The organism is Corynebacterium sp. LaCa_282 (genome assembly GCF_057198125.1).
The window spans coordinates 943,384-960,528 of the sequence record NZ_CP191095.1 but is presented as its reverse complement, the minus strand read 5'-3'; the positions used below and the strand labels follow the sequence as shown (position 1 = coordinate 960,528).

Annotated in this window: 16 protein-coding genes; 3 read left to right on the top strand and 13 right to left on the bottom strand. The window is 59.8% G+C overall.

Going from position 1 to position 17,145, the window contains the following annotated elements; all coding sequences use genetic code 11:
* Positions 1–2: 2 nt before the first annotated feature.
* The 3 genes from dapA to dapB are packed head-to-tail and all read right to left on the bottom strand — an operon-like array spanning position 3 to position 2,463.
* Entirely contained in the window at positions 3–911 is a 909-nt protein-coding gene (gene dapA / locus ACP8KU_RS04470; RefSeq protein ID WP_034654087.1) for a 4-hydroxy-tetrahydrodipicolinate synthase, read from the bottom strand.
* A 54-nt stretch (positions 912–965) separates the two neighbouring features.
* Positions 966–1,712 carry an FAD-dependent thymidylate synthase gene (gene thyX / locus ACP8KU_RS04465; RefSeq protein WP_023028896.1) on the bottom strand — a complete coding sequence of 249 codons (747 nt, stop codon included), beginning with the start codon at positions 1,710–1,712 and terminating at the stop codon, positions 966–968.
* A 4-nt stretch (positions 1,713–1,716) separates the two neighbouring features.
* A complete protein-coding gene (dapB, locus tag ACP8KU_RS04460) occupies positions 1,717–2,463 on the bottom strand; it encodes a 4-hydroxy-tetrahydrodipicolinate reductase (RefSeq protein WP_023028897.1) in 747 nt (248 codons plus the stop codon).
* Positions 2,464–2,587: 124 nt separating this feature from the next.
* Between dapB and ACP8KU_RS04455 the strand changes: the two genes are divergently transcribed.
* On the top strand, positions 2,588–2,977 hold the full coding sequence (locus ACP8KU_RS04455) for a VOC family protein (RefSeq protein WP_005278808.1): 390 nt from the start codon (positions 2,588–2,590) through the stop codon (positions 2,975–2,977).
* A 118-nt stretch (positions 2,978–3,095) separates the two neighbouring features.
* On the top strand, positions 3,096–3,827 hold the full coding sequence (locus tag ACP8KU_RS04450; RefSeq protein WP_349819764.1) for an AMIN-like domain-containing (lipo)protein: 732 nt from the start codon (positions 3,096–3,098) through the stop codon (positions 3,825–3,827).
* Positions 3,828–3,913: 86 nt separating this feature from the next.
* Here ACP8KU_RS04450 and ACP8KU_RS04445 read toward each other — a convergent pair whose 3' ends face one another.
* The 4 genes from ACP8KU_RS04445 to ACP8KU_RS04430 all read right to left on the bottom strand — a co-directional run bounded on the left by ACP8KU_RS04445 (position 3,914) and on the right by ACP8KU_RS04430 (position 8,757).
* Positions 3,914–6,160 carry a polyribonucleotide nucleotidyltransferase gene (locus ACP8KU_RS04445; RefSeq protein ID WP_349819765.1) on the bottom strand — a complete coding sequence of 749 codons (2,247 nt, stop codon included), beginning with the start codon at positions 6,158–6,160 and terminating at the stop codon, positions 3,914–3,916.
* A 213-nt stretch (positions 6,161–6,373) separates the two neighbouring features.
* Positions 6,374–6,643 carry a 30S ribosomal protein S15 gene (rpsO, locus tag ACP8KU_RS04440; protein ID WP_005278802.1) on the bottom strand — a complete coding sequence of 90 codons (270 nt, stop codon included), beginning with the start codon at positions 6,641–6,643 and terminating at the stop codon, positions 6,374–6,376.
* Between the two features lie 149 nt (positions 6,644–6,792).
* Entirely contained in the window at positions 6,793–7,734 is a 942-nt protein-coding gene (locus ACP8KU_RS04435) for a nucleoside hydrolase (protein WP_484484054.1), read from the bottom strand.
* Positions 7,735–8,757, bottom strand: a complete 1,023-nt coding sequence (locus ACP8KU_RS04430; protein ID WP_484484053.1) for a bifunctional riboflavin kinase/FAD synthetase — start codon at positions 8,755–8,757, stop codon at positions 7,735–7,737.
* A 23-nt stretch (positions 8,758–8,780) separates the two neighbouring features.
* Between ACP8KU_RS04430 and truB the strand changes: the two genes are divergently transcribed.
* On the top strand, positions 8,781–9,674 hold the full coding sequence (truB, locus tag ACP8KU_RS04425; RefSeq protein ID WP_484484052.1) for a tRNA pseudouridine(55) synthase TruB: 894 nt from the start codon (positions 8,781–8,783) through the stop codon (positions 9,672–9,674).
* A 47-nt stretch (positions 9,675–9,721) separates the two neighbouring features.
* Here the strand turns inward: truB and ACP8KU_RS04420 are convergent, their stop codons facing one another.
* The 6 genes from ACP8KU_RS04420 to infB form a co-directional block, all read right to left on the bottom strand.
* Positions 9,722–10,396, bottom strand: a complete 675-nt coding sequence (locus tag ACP8KU_RS04420; protein ID WP_484484051.1) for a 4'-phosphopantetheinyl transferase family protein — start codon at positions 10,394–10,396, stop codon at positions 9,722–9,724.
* Positions 10,396–11,202 (bottom strand): metallophosphoesterase family protein, encoded by an 807-nt coding sequence (locus ACP8KU_RS04415; RefSeq protein WP_484484050.1) that lies wholly within the window; start codon positions 11,200–11,202, stop codon positions 10,396–10,398. Before ACP8KU_RS04415 ends, ACP8KU_RS04420 begins: the two co-directional genes overlap by 1 nt.
* Before the next feature lie 76 nt (positions 11,203–11,278).
* Positions 11,279–12,589 carry an MATE family efflux transporter gene (locus tag ACP8KU_RS04410; RefSeq protein ID WP_284610122.1) on the bottom strand — a complete coding sequence of 437 codons (1,311 nt, stop codon included), beginning with the start codon at positions 12,587–12,589 and terminating at the stop codon, positions 11,279–11,281.
* Positions 12,579–13,547, bottom strand: coding sequence for a DHH family phosphoesterase (locus ACP8KU_RS04405; protein ID WP_005283546.1), 969 nt, complete (start codon positions 13,545–13,547; stop codon positions 12,579–12,581). Before ACP8KU_RS04405 ends, ACP8KU_RS04410 begins: the two co-directional genes overlap by 11 nt.
* Positions 13,548–13,991, bottom strand: a complete 444-nt coding sequence (rbfA, locus tag ACP8KU_RS04400; protein WP_005278773.1) for a 30S ribosome-binding factor RbfA — start codon at positions 13,989–13,991, stop codon at positions 13,548–13,550. It abuts the gene before it with no gap.
* 221 nt (positions 13,992–14,212) lie between these two features.
* Entirely contained in the window at positions 14,213–17,083 is a 2,871-nt protein-coding gene (infB, locus tag ACP8KU_RS04395; RefSeq protein ID WP_484484049.1) for a translation initiation factor IF-2, read from the bottom strand.
* Positions 17,084–17,145 lie beyond the last annotated feature (62 nt).

Below are 17,145 nucleotides of genomic sequence, written 5' to 3'. Positions count from 1 at the left end.
TCTTAAAGGACTCCAGATTGTTCCAAATCACGGCGAAGTACCTCGCGTTCCTCCTCGCTCGCGGCGGTAACAGGAAGGCGGGGATCGCCAACTTCAAAGCCCTGCAGGCGCAGAGCTTCCTTTGCAAATGTCGCTCCGCCCAACCGCGCCTGAGCGCGGGTCAGTGGAAGAAGCGTTGAGTAATTTATTTCTTGCGCGCGGGCCAAATCGCCCGCATCGAAAGCTTCATAGAGTTCTACCAAGGCACGCGGTGCAGCGTGGCCGATGACGGAGATGAAACCCGAAGCGCCGAGGGATAGCCACGGCAGGTTAATCGGATCATCACCGGAGTACCACGCCAAGTCGGTTTCTTGGATGAGTTCTGCGGCCGCGGAAAGATCGCCCTTGGCGTCTTTCACGGCTTGGATAGTCGGCAATTCCGCAAGGCGGCGGAGCGTATCCGACGCCACCGGGATGCCCGAGCGGCCAGGGATGTCATAGACGCAAATCGGCAGATCCGTAGAATCAGCAACTGCGGCAAAATGCTCGTAGACGCCCTTTTGGGAGGGCTTGGAGTAATACGGAGTTACCACGAGCAAGCTATCGGCTCCTGCGGCGGCGGAAGCTTGGGCAACCTCGATCGAGGTTGCGGTGTTATTCGTTCCGGCGCCCGCACAGATCCGAACGCGGTCTCCTACTTCCTCTTTTACGGCCTTGAGCAGCTCCAATTTTTCGTCCAAGGACGTGGTAGGAGACTCGCCCGTCGTTCCACCCAAGATGAGTGAATCCACGCCGTTGTCTACGAGATGAGCTGCCAGGCGGCGACCCGCTTCTACGTCCAGCGCACCGTCACGATCAAACGGAGTGACCATGGCAACGCCAATGCGACCGAAGGTGTCAACGCCAGTCTTTGCTGTCATACCTGTGCTCATAGCCGTCAAGGTTACCCGCTAGGGCACCTTTTGGCCGCATCGGGGTGGCGCGTGTTAAGCGTAAGGGCTTGCGGCCATCTGCGTTCCATCGGCCAACGTGGTGATATGGAAGTCATCGAAAAGCGCTGGTGCTTGCTCCTGCAAATGCTTCAAGCACTCCACCGCCACTTCGCGCAATTCCGTATCAGCGTGCTCAGCCGCCCGCGCCCCAATGAAGTGACGCCACGCGCGGTAATTGCCGGTAACGACGAGCCTCGTTTCCGTGGCATTGGGCAATACCGCGCGCGCCGCCTGCCGCGCCTGCTTCTTTCGCAGCAGCGCATTCGGCTCATCCAGCTTTTCTTCCAAGGCCTCGAGCAGCTCATCGTAGACAAAACGGGTGTCATCCACGGCCTGCATGACCAACCGGCGCAATTGTTCATCTTCTTCCACCAGCTTGGGCAGCGCTACGTGCATCTCATTGGGATGCACAAAGCGCTGGGATAGCTGCGAAAAGGAAAAGTGCCGGTGGCGCACCAATTCATGGCTGGCTGAGCGCGAGAGCCCCGTAATGTACATCGTGGCCGTAGCGTGTTCCAGAAGCGCCGTATGGCCTACCTCCATGATGTGGTGCAGGTAGGCGGAGTTCGTCGCGGTCCGCGGGTTGGGTTTGTCAAAAGACTCATAACACGCCCGTCCCGCGAATTCGACGAGGGCCTCGCCATCGGTCGCCGTCTCATCGGCACGCCACTGCGTTCCCTGTGGCGGGTGAAACTCGGTGGCGGCAATGAGCTGGATATTTAGCTCACTCGCAGTGGCCATACCGTTACAGCCCCAGGTACTTGTCTAGCCCGACGACCAATCCCGGGTGCTGCGCAATCTCGCGCACACCGACCAAAACGCCAGGAGTAAAGGAGGAACGGTCATAAGAATCCTGGCGGATGGTCAGGGATTGCCCCTGCGCACCGAAAATAACCTCTTCGTGGGCCACCATGCCGCGGGTACGCACGGCATGTACTGGGATTCCGTCTACATTCGCACCACGCGCGCCCTCGAGGGACTTTTCCGTCGCATCCGGCATCTCGCCCAATTCGGCATCGCGGCGCGCCTGAGCAATGGCCTCTGCGGTGTGGATGGCGGTACCGGAAGGCGCATCCAGCTTGGTGGGGTGGTGAAATTCCACGACCTCTGCGGTCTCGAAGAACTTCGCCGCCTGCTTGGCAAGCACCATGGTCATCACGGCAGAGATGGCGAAATTCGGTGCGATCAGCACGTTTCCAGCGCCCTCTTGGCGGGTCCACTGCTCCACCTGGTCCAAGCGCTCTTTATCAAAGCCAGTGGTGCCCACCACGCAGTGAATGCCGTTCGCGATGCAAAATTCCAGGTTCCCCATCACTGAATCAGGCTGGGTGAAATCTACGATGACCTCTGCGTGATTATCAACCAATTGCTGCAGTTCATCCCCGCGGCTAATTTCCGCTACGAGCTCTAAGTCATCTTCGGCATTAACGCCTTCAACAATCGCCTTGCCGACGCGCCCTTGCGCTCCCAAGACTCCTACTTTGATCGCCATTGCGGGCCTCACTTTCTTAACGACTTTGAGTAAATCCTTTGTTTCTTTCCCATCCTATCGCGCTCGCCCATCCGGGGCGGGCGGGCGTCCGAACGGCAAAAATACCACTGCTAGACTGGGCGTCATGCAGATTTATATTGCGTCCGTTCCAGTAGATGACGTTGCTCGCGCCCACGATTTTTATGTCGATGTCCTAGGTTTCCGGGTAAAAGATGACGTCACACACGGCGATTTCCGGTGGCTTACGGTCACCAACGCGGACGGCGATGGCAGCGTTGAACTGCTCCTTGAGCCCAAGGGCCACCCTGCCGCTAAGACGTACACCGAGGCACTGAAGGCGGATAATATCCCGGTCACCCAATTCTTATCGCAGGATGTGGAAAAAGAATACGCTGAGCTAAAGGACAAGGGCGTGGACTTTACCATGGAGCCCACCGACGTTGGCCCCTCCATTATCGCAGTCTTTGACGATACCGTGGGTAACCTCATCCAGCTCGTCCAATTGAAGCGTTAGGCCCACGCCTTCGCTAGTTTCCCTTGTACAACAATTGCATCACTTCCCCAGTTGGGCCACTTGTGTACCGGTAGAATTGAAAGAGACAACAAGGTAGACAACCTAGGAAGTGGTCACAATGTCTCGATCTACTCTCACCCGCGTTATCGCTGCTGGCGCCGGCATGAGCTGCATGCTCTCGCTGGCTGCTTGCGCTAACCCCAGCGATGACGAGGCCGCCGATGCCTCATTCGCTACGCAGCAGGAATCCACCAGCTCCACGGCGGAATCGACCACGTCTTCGGCAAAGAAATCGGAGCCTTCTACCACAACCACTGCCGATGACCCAACCAAAACGGTAGAAGACACCGGCCCGTTAAGCCACCATCAGCAACACGCGCAGGGCAATGATCCAAAACCTGCTTTTGGCGGCATGGGCACGCCCTCCCTCGAGGATCAGCGCCACCTTCCTCCTGGCCTGGGTGGCCTCGTTCCCACTGGGATTCGGGTAGCCGCGCATGATTCTTTTACCCGCGTGGTGATTGACCTCGAAGGTGACGGCGAAGCCGGGTGGTTTACCACTTATACTGATCAGCCCGCCCACCAGGCCTCGGGACTTCCGGTCGAGGTCAAAGGCGCTACATTCCTCAATCTTGGTATCGAGGGCACCCCGTGGCCATCAACACCAGAGTTAGAGCAAAGGTTCATGGATTCTGGCATCACCCCAGGTGCCGGTGTTGTGCAAGAGATCAACTACACCACCACCTTCGAGGCGCAAACGCAGTTGGTCATCGGGCTAAAGAAGCAAACGCCTTATTCCGTGACCTTCTTGCAGAACCCCAAACGCCTCGTGCTTGATTTCCAAAACTAAGTGATCACGGCGCAGGCATAGAAAATGGCCCTGTTTCCCACCATATCCGGGAAACAGGGCCACTGCTCTAAAGAGCGTCTGAGAGATTAGTCCTCTACTGGCACCAAGGAGATCTTGCCGCGGTTATCAATATCCGCGATTTCTACCTGTACCTTATCGCCAACATTGACTACATCTTCGACCTTCTCGATGCGCTCGTCCCCACCCAGGTTGGAGATGTGGATCAATCCATCGCGGCCTGGGGTCAAGGATACGAAAGCGCCGAATGGAACGGTCTTGACTACCGTGCCGAGGAAACGCTCGCCCACCTTGGGCAACTGCGGGTTGGCAATGGAGTTAACCTTTTCGATCGCAGCGTCTGCGGCCTCGCCGGTAACTGCAGAGATGTAGACCGTGCCGTCGTCCTCAATCGAGACATCAGCACCGGTATCTTCGGTGATCTGGTTGATGGTCTTGCCCTTAGGGCCGATGAGCTCACCGATCTTGTTGACCGGAATCTTCACCGAGGTGATCTTCGGGGCTAGGCCAGACATCTCATCTGGGGAATCAATGACCTCAGCCATGGTTTCCAGAATGGTCGCGCGGGCATCGCGGGCCTGTTCGAGCGCCTGGGCCAAGACCTTAGAAGGAATGCCGTCCAGCTTCGTGTCCAGCTGCAACGCAGTGATGAATTCGGAGGTACCTGCAACCTTGAAGTCCATGTCGCCGAAGGCATCTTCGGCGCCGAGGATATCGGTCAGTGCCACGAACTTTTCCTTGCCCTTGACCTCACCGGAGACCAAGCCCATGGCGATGCCGGCTACCGGCGCCTTGAGCGGAACACCCGCGTTGTAGAGGGACAGGGTGGACGCACAGACAGAGCCCATGGAGGTGGAACCATTGGAGCCGAGTGCCTCAGAGACCTGGCGGATGGCATACGGGAAATCCTCGCGGGACGGGATGACCGGAAGCAGGGCGCGCTCGGCGAGCGCACCGTGGCCGATTTCGCGGCGCTTGGGCGAGCCCACGCGGCCGGTCTCACCGGTAGAAAATGGCGGGAAGTTGTAGTGGTGCATGTAACGCTTGGACTCGATAGGAGTAAGCGAGTCGATCTGCTGCTCCATCTTCAACATATCCAGGGTGGTGACACCGAGGATCTGCGTCTCACCGCGCTCGAACAAGGAAGAACCGTGCGCGCGTGGTACCAAGTCAACTTCAACGGACAGGTCGCGGATATCGGTCAGCCCGCGGCCATCGATGCGGAAGCCATCGGTCAAGATCTTGCGGCGCACGATCTTCTTCATGACCTCGTTATAAGCAGCGCGAATCTGCTTGGAGGCCACTGCCTCTTCCAGGTCAGCAAACTGCGGCAGCAGGTCTTGTTCGACCTGCTCCATGTGTGCATTCGTAGCCTCGTCGCGCTCCTGCTTGCCCGGGATCGTCAGCAAACTCTCCAGCTTCTTGGAAGCAGCCTTTTCCACGGCGGCGAAGACATCGTCTTCATAAGCCGGGAAGAGCGGGAACTCCTGGGTCTCCTTGGCGGTGCGCTCTGCAAGGCCGTTCTGGGCCTCACACAGGGTCTTGATGAACGGCTTAGCTGCCTCGAGGCCCTCGGCGACGGCGGCTTCTTGCGGTGCCGGGGCGCCATCGGCAATGCGCTCAGCAACGTTGGTGCCGGCGCCAGCTTCCACCATCATGATGGCGACGTCTTCTTTACGGCCCTTAGTAACGATGCGGCCTGCAACCACCATTTCAAAGAGCGCGCGCTCGTGCTGCTCGTGGTTCGGGAACGCCACCCACTGGCCTTCTGGGTGCTTGTCATCAGCGATAAGCGCCATGCGCACGCCGCCGACGGCGCCGGAGACCGGCAGGCCGGAAAGCTGGGTTGCTGCGGACGCGCCGTTGATGGCTACGACGTCGTAGTACTCTTCTGGGTCCTGCGACAGGACGGTGATGACCACCTGCACTTCGTTGCGCAGGCCCTTGACAAAGGTGGGGCGCAGCGGGCGGTCAATGAGGCGGCAGGCCAAGATGGCCTCGGTGGAGGGACGCCCCTCGCGGCGGAAGAAGGAGCCGGGGATCTTGCCAGCTGCGTACATGCGCTCTTCCACGTCCACGGTAAGTGGGAAGAAGTTAAAGTTCTCGCGCGGCTGGTTCGAGGCAGTCGTGGTGGCCAGCAGCATCGTGTCATCATCGAGGTACGTAGTTACGGAACCATCTGCCTGGCGGGCCAACTGGCCGGTTTCGAAACGTACCGTGCGGGTGCCAAAGTCCCCGTTGTCGAGGACAGCGATAGCTTCGGTAATACCGAATTCTTCATCGATATTGAACTCTACGGAGTTCTGAACGCTCATCTAGTAATTCTCCTTGAATGTTTTAGGCGATCGTCGGTGCCGCCTTTTCCACATTGTTTTTGACAACGGTGAAAATTCTAACAGAGATTCCGCACTTTTGAGCTACGGCAATTACAAACGCCCCTGCTCCCTACAAGGATTAAGAGGGTATAAAACCACTAATTCCCCTTGCCGCAGGGCAAGGGGAAAAATTCGGCCGCAGCCGCGTCGCAATTAGCGGCGCAGGCCCAGGCGGGAAATCAGATCACGGTAACGATCCACGTTGTTTTCTGCCAAGTACTTCAGCAGGCCACGACGACGACCAACCATCAGCAGCAGACCACGACGGGAGTGGTGATCGTGCTTGTGGAACTTCAGGTGCTCCGTCAAAGTGTTGATGCGGGAGGTCAGCAGGGCAACCTGTGCCTCGGGGGAACCGGTGTCGGTCTCGTGCAGGCCGTACTCCTTGAGGATTTCGGCCTTCTTCTCAGTGGTCAATGCCATGAGTATTTCTCCTTTATTTCAGTCCACACTATTCTTCAACGCGCAGCGCCGCCGTGGCGAGCTCCGCGTGCCGCAACTGTCGTGAACCACAGTCGCTAAGCCAACTGGTCATCTTACAGCCAATTAGCGTGGCAAATCAAAACGCTGCACTACTTGGCGCCCACCGTGCGGAAAAGTTCTTCGAGGCGGTCTACAAATTCACTGACAAACCGCTCGTTGTCCACGCCCACGGCGACCTTCGCGGTCGGTTCCTGGCTCAGCCTAGTTTCGTCCGCGATGGTGCGCCCGCGGGTGGGGCCTTCGGTATCGGTTTTCATATTGGTCTCGACGACCTCCACCAACGACGGATCGGCGGCTACCGCCACGGCCAGCGGATCGTGCAGGCCGCAGCCGCCCAAGTGAGGCGCCGTGGTGGCATAAGCGCGGATATAGTAATCCACCATATCGGCGAAAATCTCGCCCGCGGCCGTACCGGTTGCCCGCCAGCGCGCGGTTTCTTTTTCCGTCAAGAGGGTGCGCAGGGTGACATCAAGGCCCACCATGGTGACATCTTGGCTGTGGCGGAAGAGGTAATCGGTGGCATCCGGGTCTTGGGAAATATTGGCCTCTGCCCACGCGGAGACGTTGCCAGGAACGGTCAGCGCCCCGCCCATCATGACGATGTGGGCGTTGGCGGCAAAGGTGGCATCGGCAAGCATAGCCTGGGCGATGGTCGTCGACGGACCTGTGGGAATAATGACCAGGTCATCACCGTAATCGCGCACGGCCTGCAAGAGGAAATCCGTGGCCGGCTGCGTGTCCTCGGTCTTTTCGGGCGGGGTAAGCGCGACCTCGCCCACGCCATTCTGGCCGTGGATGAAGGAGGAAATCTCGCTGGGCTGGAAACCGTCCGGGCTGGGGCCCGCAAAGACCGGGATATCAGGCCTATCCAGCAATTCCAGCAGCGCCAGGGTATTGCGCACCGCCAGCGGCACCGTGACGTTGCCATAAGTGCAGGTCACTCCAATGAGCTCAAGATCGGGGTGGGCCAGGGCATAAGCCAAGGCCAAAGCATCATCAATGCCGGTATCAAGATCGAGGATGGCCTTCATTTACTTCTCCTTTAAGAAATAGTCTTCGCTCTTGCAGCCTTGCGCGCGGGCATCGGCAGCCAGCACCGTGCGGGCGGCTGCGACGTCTTGGGCCATGGCTTCCAAAAGCTCATCGACGGAATGGAACTTCACCATATCGCGCAGGTGGCCCACGAATTTCACAGTTGCCTCATAGCCATAAAGATCGGCATCGCGGTCCAAGACAAAAGACTCCACGGACCGCTGTTCATCACCAAAAGTGGGATTCGTACCGACGGAAATCGCCGCAGCATAGGCTACTTCGGGCTGCATGTCCCCATCGAGGGGCGAATCAGAATGCACAATGAACCAACCGGCATAGACACCGTCCGCGGGAATGGCAACGGTATCCGGGAAATACTGGTTGGCCGTAGGAAAGCCCAGCTCCTTGCCGCCGCGCCCCGCACCGCGCACCACGGGTCCGGTCACCGTAAAGTGCCGGCCAAGCGCCCAATTCGCCGATTCTATTGCGCCCCGGGACAGGCTCTGGCGAATATAGGTGGAACAAATCTGAACGCCGTCTTCATCCAGCAGCGGGATGATATCGACGCTGAATCCAAACTCCTCGCCCAGCTGCCGCATGGCTTCCGCGGTGCCGCTGGCACCAGCGCCGAAGGTAAAGTTCTCCCCCACCACCACGTGCTGCGCATGGAGTTTTCCCACCAAGAGGTCGCGCACATAGGGCCGCGGCTCCACGCCCTCAAGCTCCTTGGTGAAGTCAATGACAAGCACCATCTCGATGCCCATTTCTTCCGCGAGCTCCAGCCTGCGCTCGAAGCTCACCACGGACACCGGGGCGCGCTCCGGCAAGAAAACCGAGACCGGGTGCGGGTCAAAGGTCACCATGACGGGGACCTGATTATTCGCCCGCGCATGCTCCACGCAGGCAGAAACGAGCTGTTGGTGGCCGCGGTGCAAGCCATCGAAGACGCCAATGGTTACCGAGGTCGGCCCCACATCCGCGGGGATGTCATCGATTCCGTAACAAATATCCACGAAATCCATCGTAGAGCATAGACTTGTACCCTATGACTGATGCGCTCGCACATTCCGGACTTGTCATTATTGATAAGCCTGCCGGCATGACCTCTCACGATGTTGTTAACCGCCTACGCAGGTATTTTCACACTAAAAAGGTCGGCCATGCCGGCACCCTGGATCCCATGGCGACAGGGGTGCTGGTCCTCGGCATCGAACGCGGCACCAAATTCCTCGCGCACATGGTCGCCTCCACCAAGTCTTATTCAGCTACCATCCGCCTCGGCGCTTCTACCACCACCGATGATGCCGAGGGCGAATTTCGCTGGGGCAAGCCTGCGGCCGCACTGCACCGTTCCGCCATCGAGGCCGAAGTTGCCGCATTGACCGGCGAGATTATGCAAAAGCCCGCCGCGGTGTCCGCCATCAAGATCAAGGGCAAGAGGGCACACGAGTTGGTGCGCGAGGGCAAAGAGGTAGATATCCCCGCCCGCCCGGTCACCGTGCACAGCTTTGACATTCATGACCTGCGCACCGAGGGCGATTTTATTGACCTCGATGTATCCGTGGAGTGTTCCTCCGGCACCTATATCCGCTCCTTGGCGCGCGATATGGGCGAGGCCCTGGGCGTCGGCGGGCATTTAACCGCCCTGCGCCGCACTACGGTGGGGCCCTTTGCGCTTGCCGATGCCCACATGCTCGACGATCTTGCCGAAAACCCCAGCCTATCCTTGAGCCTCGATGAGGCGCTCAAGCGCAGTTTCCCCGTCCTGCCCGTCACCGAGGACGAGGCCGCCGCTTTAGCGATGGGCAAATGGTTAGAGCCGCGCGGGCTGTCCGGGGTTCATGCGGCGGTAGCCCCCAATGGCCAGGCCATCGCGCTCATTAAGGAGAAGGGCAAAAGGCTGGCCACGGTCTTTGTGGCGCGGCCGTCTACCCTCTAAGTCAGTGGCTGAGGGCATTGCTCGAGGAGATCTGAGCGGGTTTCTGTTCAGGCTGAAAAATCAAGGGCCGGAACCAGCGTAGAAACCACGGCATAACCGCCCTCTAGAATCCACTTCCCGGTGATAAACGGCACTGGCGTGGGGCGGGCTAGGATATAGGAAATGAAGGTGCCATCCTCGCGGATATCGATCTCTGCTTGATCGAAATCCAGCCACCGATGCGTCATGGGAAACCACGCCTTATAGGTGGCCTCCTTGGCGCAAAACAGCAGGCGGTCTGGGCAGTGCACCCCAGCCTTTTCTAGGCGGGGCAGCTGCGGCATTTCCCCGGCCCGAGCAATCATGGTCAAGACGTGATCGGGCAGGCGCTGCGCCGGCTCCGCATCAAGGCCAATGGAGCGAAAATCCGTGGTGGAGGCCACCACCGCTGCGCGTAGGCCCTCCGTATGCGTCATGGATCCAATGAATCCTTCGGGCCACAGCGGCATGCCCCGCTCCCCGCGCAGGATCGGGTTCGAGCCTGTAAAGCCCAGCTCGCGCAGGGCCTGGTGCGCACACCAGCGGGCATCGCCAAATTCGGATTTCCGGATATCAACCGCGTGCGAGACTATGGACTGTTCTTTAGGGTCAAGATGCTCATAGTTGAGCAGATCGGACTCGCGGGCATCCGTACGCACATAGCAATAACGGGTAGTTTCTGGGAATAGGTCGGGATAAAGCATTAATTCACCTCCCCAAAGGTTGAGGTAACTGGGTATGGCCAGGCAATACGGTGCGGCTGGTTACGCCATTCGCGCGGGTAACCTAGGGAGACTTCGATATGGTCTACCCCATCCACATTCATCTTTGAGGGCATGTGCAGGTGGCCGTAAATGACTGCCTCTGCCTTGTATCGTCGCGGCCACGAACGCGTATGGCGCGAGCCGCTCCACAGGGCGATTTCCGGGAAGCGCAGCACCATCGTGGGCTCCTGCACCAATGGCCAGTGGTTGACCAAGATGGTGGGGCCCTGCACTCGGGATAAACGCTTAATGGAATACGCCAAGCGGTCCCAACACCACGCGCGCACATCTACGAAGGGCGCGATAGCTACCTCATCGGTCATGACGAGCTTTTTGGCACGCGCCTGCTGCACCGCTTCTTCCACCGAGGTCCCCGGTGGGCGGAAACTGTAGTCATACAGGGTAAAAAGTGGCACGATCGTTATTCCGTTAAAGACCGGGTAAGGGTCCTCCGGGGTGATAACGCCGATCTCCCGGCAGGCGGCAACCAGGTGATCGTATTTTTCGCGCCCCTTGTACTGGTCTTGGGAACGGGAAAATAACTCGTGATTGCCCGGCGCCCAAATAACGGTGTCATAGCGCGCGGCCAAGTCCCGCAAGATGCGCACGATGAGCTCGCTGCGCTCTGCAACATCACCTGCCACGATGAGCCAATCTGCGGGATCTGGTGGGGCTAGCTCTGCAATGCGCGCAAAGTTATCACTGATTGCGCCGTGCAGGTCTGCTACTACCCATAACGTTGGCATTGCCGCTCCCACCCGCCTTCCTCATTCATATTCTAAAGTGCTGTTATTACTCGCTACAGCCACTGTAGCGCAGGTACTACTCTGCTATTACAGCCCATTTCATGGAATAGAAGCGGTAGACCACGCCAATCAGGCGGAAGGAAATGAACGCTGCCAAGCCGCACCACACACCGGTAAGGCCCGTGCCCATGGCATGAGCGAGGAGCACGCCGGGCAAAAATCCCAGAAGAACCGAGGCGATAGTCAGGCTGCGCAGGAATGCCGCGTCCCCTGCACCCAGCAAAACACCGTCGAGGGCAAAGACCACGCCGCCGACGATAACCATGCCAACCAGGATCCACCACGGTTGGCTCATGGCATCGATGACCTCCTGCGAGGAGGTAAACACGCGCGGAATGACCCCGGCCCCGGCGGCGAAAACCAGGGCGAGGAAGGCGGAAAAGATGGTGGAATACATCACTACCTTGCTTCCCACGCTGCGTGCGTGGCGCGCCGAACCAGCGCCCAGGGCAGCGCCGGTCAAGGCCTGGGCGGCAATGGCCAGGGAGTCCAAAATCAGCGACATGAAATTCCACAGCTGCATCATGATTTGGTGGCCGCCCAAGGCCGCCGTGCCCACGCGGGACACCACGGCCGTGGCGGTAAGGAAGGCCACCTGGAAGCTGGCGGAGCGCAAGATCAGATCGCGGCCCAAGATGAGCTGTTCGCGCACGATGTGCCAACGAAATGCCCACGAGCCTTCGTGCTGTTTATACAGCTCGCGCACGAAGAGGCTCGCGATAATGCTCATTCCCATTACGGTGGCGATGGCAGAACCGGCAAGGCCCCACCAGTACACGAATGCAGGCACGGCAATGGCACCGGGAATCATTCCGGCGAGGGTGAAATAGAGCGGCTTCTTGGTATTTTGTACGCCGCGCATCCAGCCATTTCCGGCCATTTCCACCAGTGTTACGGGAATGGCCAGCGCGGCGATCCGCAGCCACAGCGCGGTGCCGGCCGCCGTAGTGGGATCTCCGGTAAGCCACTGGGCAAATACGCCGCCGAAGATCCACATAATAATGGCCAAAAGCCCGCCGACGCCTAAAGCCACATAGGTAGCTTGCACGCCTTCCGCTACAGCCTCGGCGCGCTTTCCAGCGCCAAACAGGCGGGACGAGCGGGCCGTGGTGCCGTAGGACAAGAAGGTCAGCTGCGTGGTCACCACGGTATGGATCGTGGTTGCCGCGGCGAGCGAAGCCAGTTCCTGGGCACCCAAGCGCCCCACCACTGCGGTATCGAGCAGGAGGTAGAGCGGCATCGCGGCCAGGACGCCAAGCGCAGGAAACGCGAGGCCAAAGACCTCGCGTGCGCTTACTGTCGTGGGGGTTGACTGCCTAGTGCTCATCGATGGCACTCACCAGCTCCGCAACGATGGCTTCTTCGCTTCCCTGTGTCATGTACCCGGCAGCCGGAACATGCCCGCCGCCGCCAAATTGAGCTGCAAGTTCTGCGCAATTGATCGCCGTCGAACGCAGCGATACCGCCCAAATCCCGGCCGACTGCTCCTTAAAGACCACGCCCAACTGCGTGCCCTCAAGGGCGCGCACGAAATCCACCAGGGATTCCACTGCGGAGTCCGAATGACCTTCGATATCGGCCAGGCCCGCGATGAGGATACCTATGCCCAGCTCACCGGCATGTTCAATGCGCAGTCCCGCGAGCACGCGGCCGACCATCTGCAGATCATCAGGGGTCGTGGCATCGAGTAAATCCGTGGCGATCTGCTTGGTGTCCAGGCCATAGTGCATCAAACGGGTGGCCACATCGTGCATGGCGGGCCTGCCCCACCGGAAACTACCCGTATCGGTCAAAAGGCCGGCGTACAGGCAATGCGCGATGGTGTTTTCTATCTGCACCGACAGCATGTCCAGGATGGTCAAGATGGCCACCGTGGTGGACTCGCACTCTGAATCAACCAAGTTCACGGAGCCAAATCCAGGATTGGATGAGTGGTGATCGATGCACAACACGCGCCCTGCCGCCGCCAGCTCGGCGATGTCTGCGGAAAATAGGCCGGTGCGGTCGATCGACCCGCAATCCACGGTGACATAAACGTCATAGCCCTGCGGTAGCTCTCGGGTGACCTTGACCTGATCCGCTCCTGGAATGGAGTAAAGGTTGGGCGCAAAGTCCTTATCCTGGCCGATGACCGCGCAGGCATCCTTCCCGCTTTGCTGCATGGCTAAGAGCAGTGCCGTGGCCGAACCAATGGCATCGGCATCCGGGCGCAAGTGGGTGATAATACAGATGCTTTGCGCGCCGGAGATGGCATCGACTGCGTCCTGATATTCCTTGCGGGTCACTTAAGCCTCGTCTTCATCGGAGGTCTTATATGGGTTGGCCTCACCCGCGGGCTGGGCATTTTCCTTCAGCTTCGCTAGCTCTTCATCGCGGGCCCGAGCGCGCGCCAAAAGCTCTTCCATGTGCGCGGAGGCCTCTGGGACGGTATCGAGCTCAAACGTCAGGGTTGGGGTAAAGCGCACGGAGAGCTGATCGCCAACGATCTTGCGCAACTGCCCCTTCGCGCGCTTGAGTGCTTCCTCAGCCTGGTCATAATCGGGTTCTGCCTCGATATCGTGGCCGCGCACCGTGTAAAAGACGGTAGCGTCGTGCAAATCACCGGTGACGCGGGCATCGGTCACGGTGACCATCTCCAGGCGGCGATCCTTAATCTGCAGCTCAATCGCGCTAGCCACGATTTCCTGAATTCGTTTTGCTAGCCGCGCCGCACGTGCGTGATCGACCATGAGAACCTCCAAGCTAAAGGGGAAAAATTTATTCCTAAATTACCGTGTCGCGGTATCAGAAACTACCAGTTTAGTAACTCACCGCACCCAATGGAAACCGCTTGAAAACCCCGCATGCGAAAACGCGAAACGGCCCGTTCTACCTGCCGCACCTAATGGCCAAACTCCGTGGAGAAAGGCCCTCAAGGCGGGCACGCACAGCGGGCCGAAACTAGCAGCGACTAGTCGCGCGGTACCTCGACTTCTTCATAAGCCTGGATGACATCGCCTACCTGGATATCCGGGTAGGACAGCACCATACCGCACTCATAGCCGGCCTTGATCTCGGTCGCGTCGTCCTTCTCGTGACGCAGGGACTCAATCTTGGCATCGGTAGTAATGACGTTGTTATCGCGGAGCAAGCGAACCTTGCCGTTGCGGACAACCTTGCCATCGGTGACCATACAGCCTGCGATGGTACCCACCGAGGAGGACTTGAACAGGGCGCGGATTTCGGCCGCACCGGTGTCGCGTTCCTCGTAAATCGGCTTGAGCATACCCTTGAGAGCGGCCTCGACTTCCTCGATGGCCTTGTAGATAACCGTGTAGTAACGGATATCCACGCCCTCTTGGGTGGCGATCTCCGTAGCCTTGCCTTCCGCGCGAACGTTGAAGGCAATGATGACGGCATCGGAAGCGGCGGCCAAGGAAATATTGGTCTCCGTTACGGCGCCAACACCGCGGTCGATGATGTTGAGCTCGACTTCGTCCTCGGTCTTGATATCCAACAGGGCATCTTCCAGCGCCTCGACGGAGCCGGCATTGTCGCCCTTGAGGATGAGGTTGAGGGTCGAAGTCTCCTGCAATACCTTGTCCAGATCCTCCAGGGACACGCGCTTGCGCTGCTTTGCCTGCAAAGCAGAACGCTTACGAGCATCGCGCTGGTTGGCAATCTGGCGGGCCACGCGGTCATCATCGACCACGAGCAGGTTATCGCCAGCACCCGGCACGCCGGACAGGCCTTGTACCTGTACCGGGCGGGAAGGACCGGCTTCCTTAACGTCCTCGCCAAACTCATCGAGCATGCGGCGCACGCGACCATGCGCATCGCCTACCACGATGGAATCGCCGACGTGCAGCGTACCGCGCTGGACGATGACCGTAGCCACCGGGCCGCGACCGCGGTCCAAGTGGGCCTCGATGGCCACGCCCTGGGCATCCATCTCTGGGTTAGCCGTGAGCTCGAGGGCGGCATCGGCAGTCAGGATGACAGACTCCAGCAGCTGGTCGATGTTCTGGCCCTGCTTAGCAGAGATATCCACGAACATCGTGTCGCCGCCGTACTCTTCAGGCACCAAGCCATACTCCGTGAGCTGGCCACGGATCTTTTCCGGCTGGGCCTCCGGCTTATCCACCTTGTTCACGGCCACGACAACCGGGATATCGGCAGCCTTGGCGTGGTTGATGGCCTCAACCGTCTGTGGCATGACGCCGTCATCGGCGGCGACAACCAAGATGGCCAAGTCGGTGGACTTCGCACCGCGGGCACGCATGGCGGTAAAGGCCTCGTGACCAGGGGTATCCAGGAAGGTAATGGTGCGCTCGCCATCCACGTCAACCGTGGTCTGGTAAGCACCGATTCCCTGGGTAATACCGCCGGCCTCGCCGGCTGCCTCATTGGTCTTACGGATGGTATCCAACAGGCGGGTCTTACCGTGGTCAACGTGGCCCATGACGGAGACGACTGGAGGGCGATGTTCGAGGGCCTCTTCGCCGCCTTCGTCCTCGCCGAATTGCAGGTCGAAGGACTCGAGCAGCTCGCGGTCCTCGTCTTCTGGGGAGACGACCTCTACCTTGTAGTTGATCTCGTCACCGAGCAGCTGCAGCGTATCTTCCGATACGGATGCGGTTGCGGTGACCATCTCACCCAGGTTGAACAGTGCCTGCACCAATGCTGCTGGATCGGCACCGATCTTCTCCGCGAAGTCAGACAGCGAAGCGCCGCGGCGCAGGCGGACGGTCTGCCCCTTGCCATCTGGCAAGCGGACGCCGCCTACGACGTGCTTCTGCTGCTCTTCAAACTCATGGCGCTTTTGCCGCTTCGACTTCTTGCCCTTGCGTGGTGCGCCACCTGGACGGCCGAATGCACCGGCGGTACCGCCGCGACGCCCACCGCGTCCACCGCGGAAGCCGCCGGGACGACCGCCACCTGGGCCACCTGGACCACCAGGTCCGCCGTGGCCACCGCGACCGCGGCCACCGCGTCCGCCACCGCTCGGTGCCTTGGACGGCATCGAGGCTGGGTTCGGATGCGAAGGCATCATGGCAGGCGATGGACGACGTCCACCGCCGCCACCCTGGCCTTGGTTCTGATCCTGGCCCTGACGGTTATTACCGCCTTCGTTGCGGCCGCCGCGCTTTCCACCACGGTTATCGCCGGGGCGGTTGCCGCGCTGGCCCTTAGAGCCACCGGGGCGTGGGCCTGGGCGGTTGTCTCCGCCACCCGTGGAAAATGGGTTATTGGCCACGCGGCGGGATCCGCCGGGCTTAGGCATCGGTCGCGGCATGGCGTTGCCTGGGGTCGGGCGCTCGCCCGACTTCTTGGCATCGCCTTGACCCGCGTTCTGGCCTGGCTTCGGTGCACCTTGGCCAGGCTTTGGCGCTGTCTTTCCAGCGGCAGCGCCTGGCTTTGGTGCTGCCTGACCTGGCTTGGGGGCAGCCTTAGCGGACCCTGCGCCGGGCTTCGGCGCAGCGTCGGATGGCTTCGGTGCCTGTGCACCTGGCTTAGGGGCGCCGGGCTTCGGCGCAGCGGATTTCGCGCCGCCCTGTGCACCTTGACCTGGCTTCGGCGCAGACGATGCCGGCTTCTTGGCGTTGCCCTGGCCGGGCTTAGCGGGCTTGGCAGCCTTCTCAGCTTTGTCTGCCTTGCCTTCGGTGGCATCGCCACCGGACTGTGCTTCATAGTGAGCACGCATCTTCTTGACCACCGGTGGTTCGATGGTCGAGGATGCGGTTTTAACGAACTCGCCTTGTTCCTTCAGGGTGGCGAGCAGTTCCTTGCTGGTTACTCCGAGCTGTTTTGCCAACTCGTGAACACGTAGCTTTCCGGGCACTTGTCTCCTCTTGGTATCGCCTAGGAGCCAAGGCCGCGAAAAACTGGCCTGACTCCTAGTTA

Excerpts from the sequence above, each read along its gene's own strand:
- ACP8KU_RS04410 (WP_284610122.1), bottom strand. The coding sequence starts at position 12,589 with ATGAGCACTAGGCAGTCAACCCCCACGACAGTAAGCGCACGCGAGGTC.
- ACP8KU_RS04435 (WP_484484054.1), bottom strand. The coding sequence starts at position 7,734 with ATGAAGGCCATCCTCGATCTTGATACCGGCATTGATGATGCTTTGGCC.
- ACP8KU_RS04415 (WP_484484050.1), bottom strand. The coding sequence starts at position 11,202 with ATGCCAACGTTATGGGTAGTAGCAGACCTGCACGGCGCAATCAGTGAT.
- ACP8KU_RS04445 (WP_349819765.1), bottom strand. The coding sequence starts at position 6,160 with ATGAGCGTTCAGAACTCCGTAGAGTTCAATATCGATGAAGAATTCGGT.
- rpsO (WP_005278802.1), bottom strand. The coding sequence starts at position 6,643 with ATGGCATTGACCACTGAGAAGAAGGCCGAAATCCTCAAGGAGTACGGC.
- thyX (WP_023028896.1), bottom strand. The coding sequence starts at position 1,712 with ATGGCCACTGCGAGTGAGCTAAATATCCAGCTCATTGCCGCCACCGAG.
- ACP8KU_RS04455 (WP_005278808.1), top strand. The coding sequence starts at position 2,588 with ATGCAGATTTATATTGCGTCCGTTCCAGTAGATGACGTTGCTCGCGCC.
- ACP8KU_RS04420 (WP_484484051.1), bottom strand. The coding sequence starts at position 10,396 with ATGCTTTATCCCGACCTATTCCCAGAAACTACCCGTTATTGCTATGTG.
- rbfA (WP_005278773.1), bottom strand. The coding sequence starts at position 13,991 with ATGGTCGATCACGCACGTGCGGCGCGGCTAGCAAAACGAATTCAGGAA.
- ACP8KU_RS04430 (WP_484484053.1), bottom strand. The coding sequence starts at position 8,757 with ATGGATTTCGTGGATATTTGTTACGGAATCGATGACATCCCCGCGGAT.
- ACP8KU_RS04450 (WP_349819764.1), top strand. The coding sequence starts at position 3,096 with ATGTCTCGATCTACTCTCACCCGCGTTATCGCTGCTGGCGCCGGCATG.
- dapA (WP_034654087.1), bottom strand. The coding sequence starts at position 911 with ATGAGCACAGGTATGACAGCAAAGACTGGCGTTGACACCTTCGGTCGC.
- dapB (WP_023028897.1), bottom strand. The coding sequence starts at position 2,463 with ATGGCGATCAAAGTAGGAGTCTTGGGAGCGCAAGGGCGCGTCGGCAAG.
- truB (WP_484484052.1), top strand. The coding sequence starts at position 8,781 with ATGACTGATGCGCTCGCACATTCCGGACTTGTCATTATTGATAAGCCT.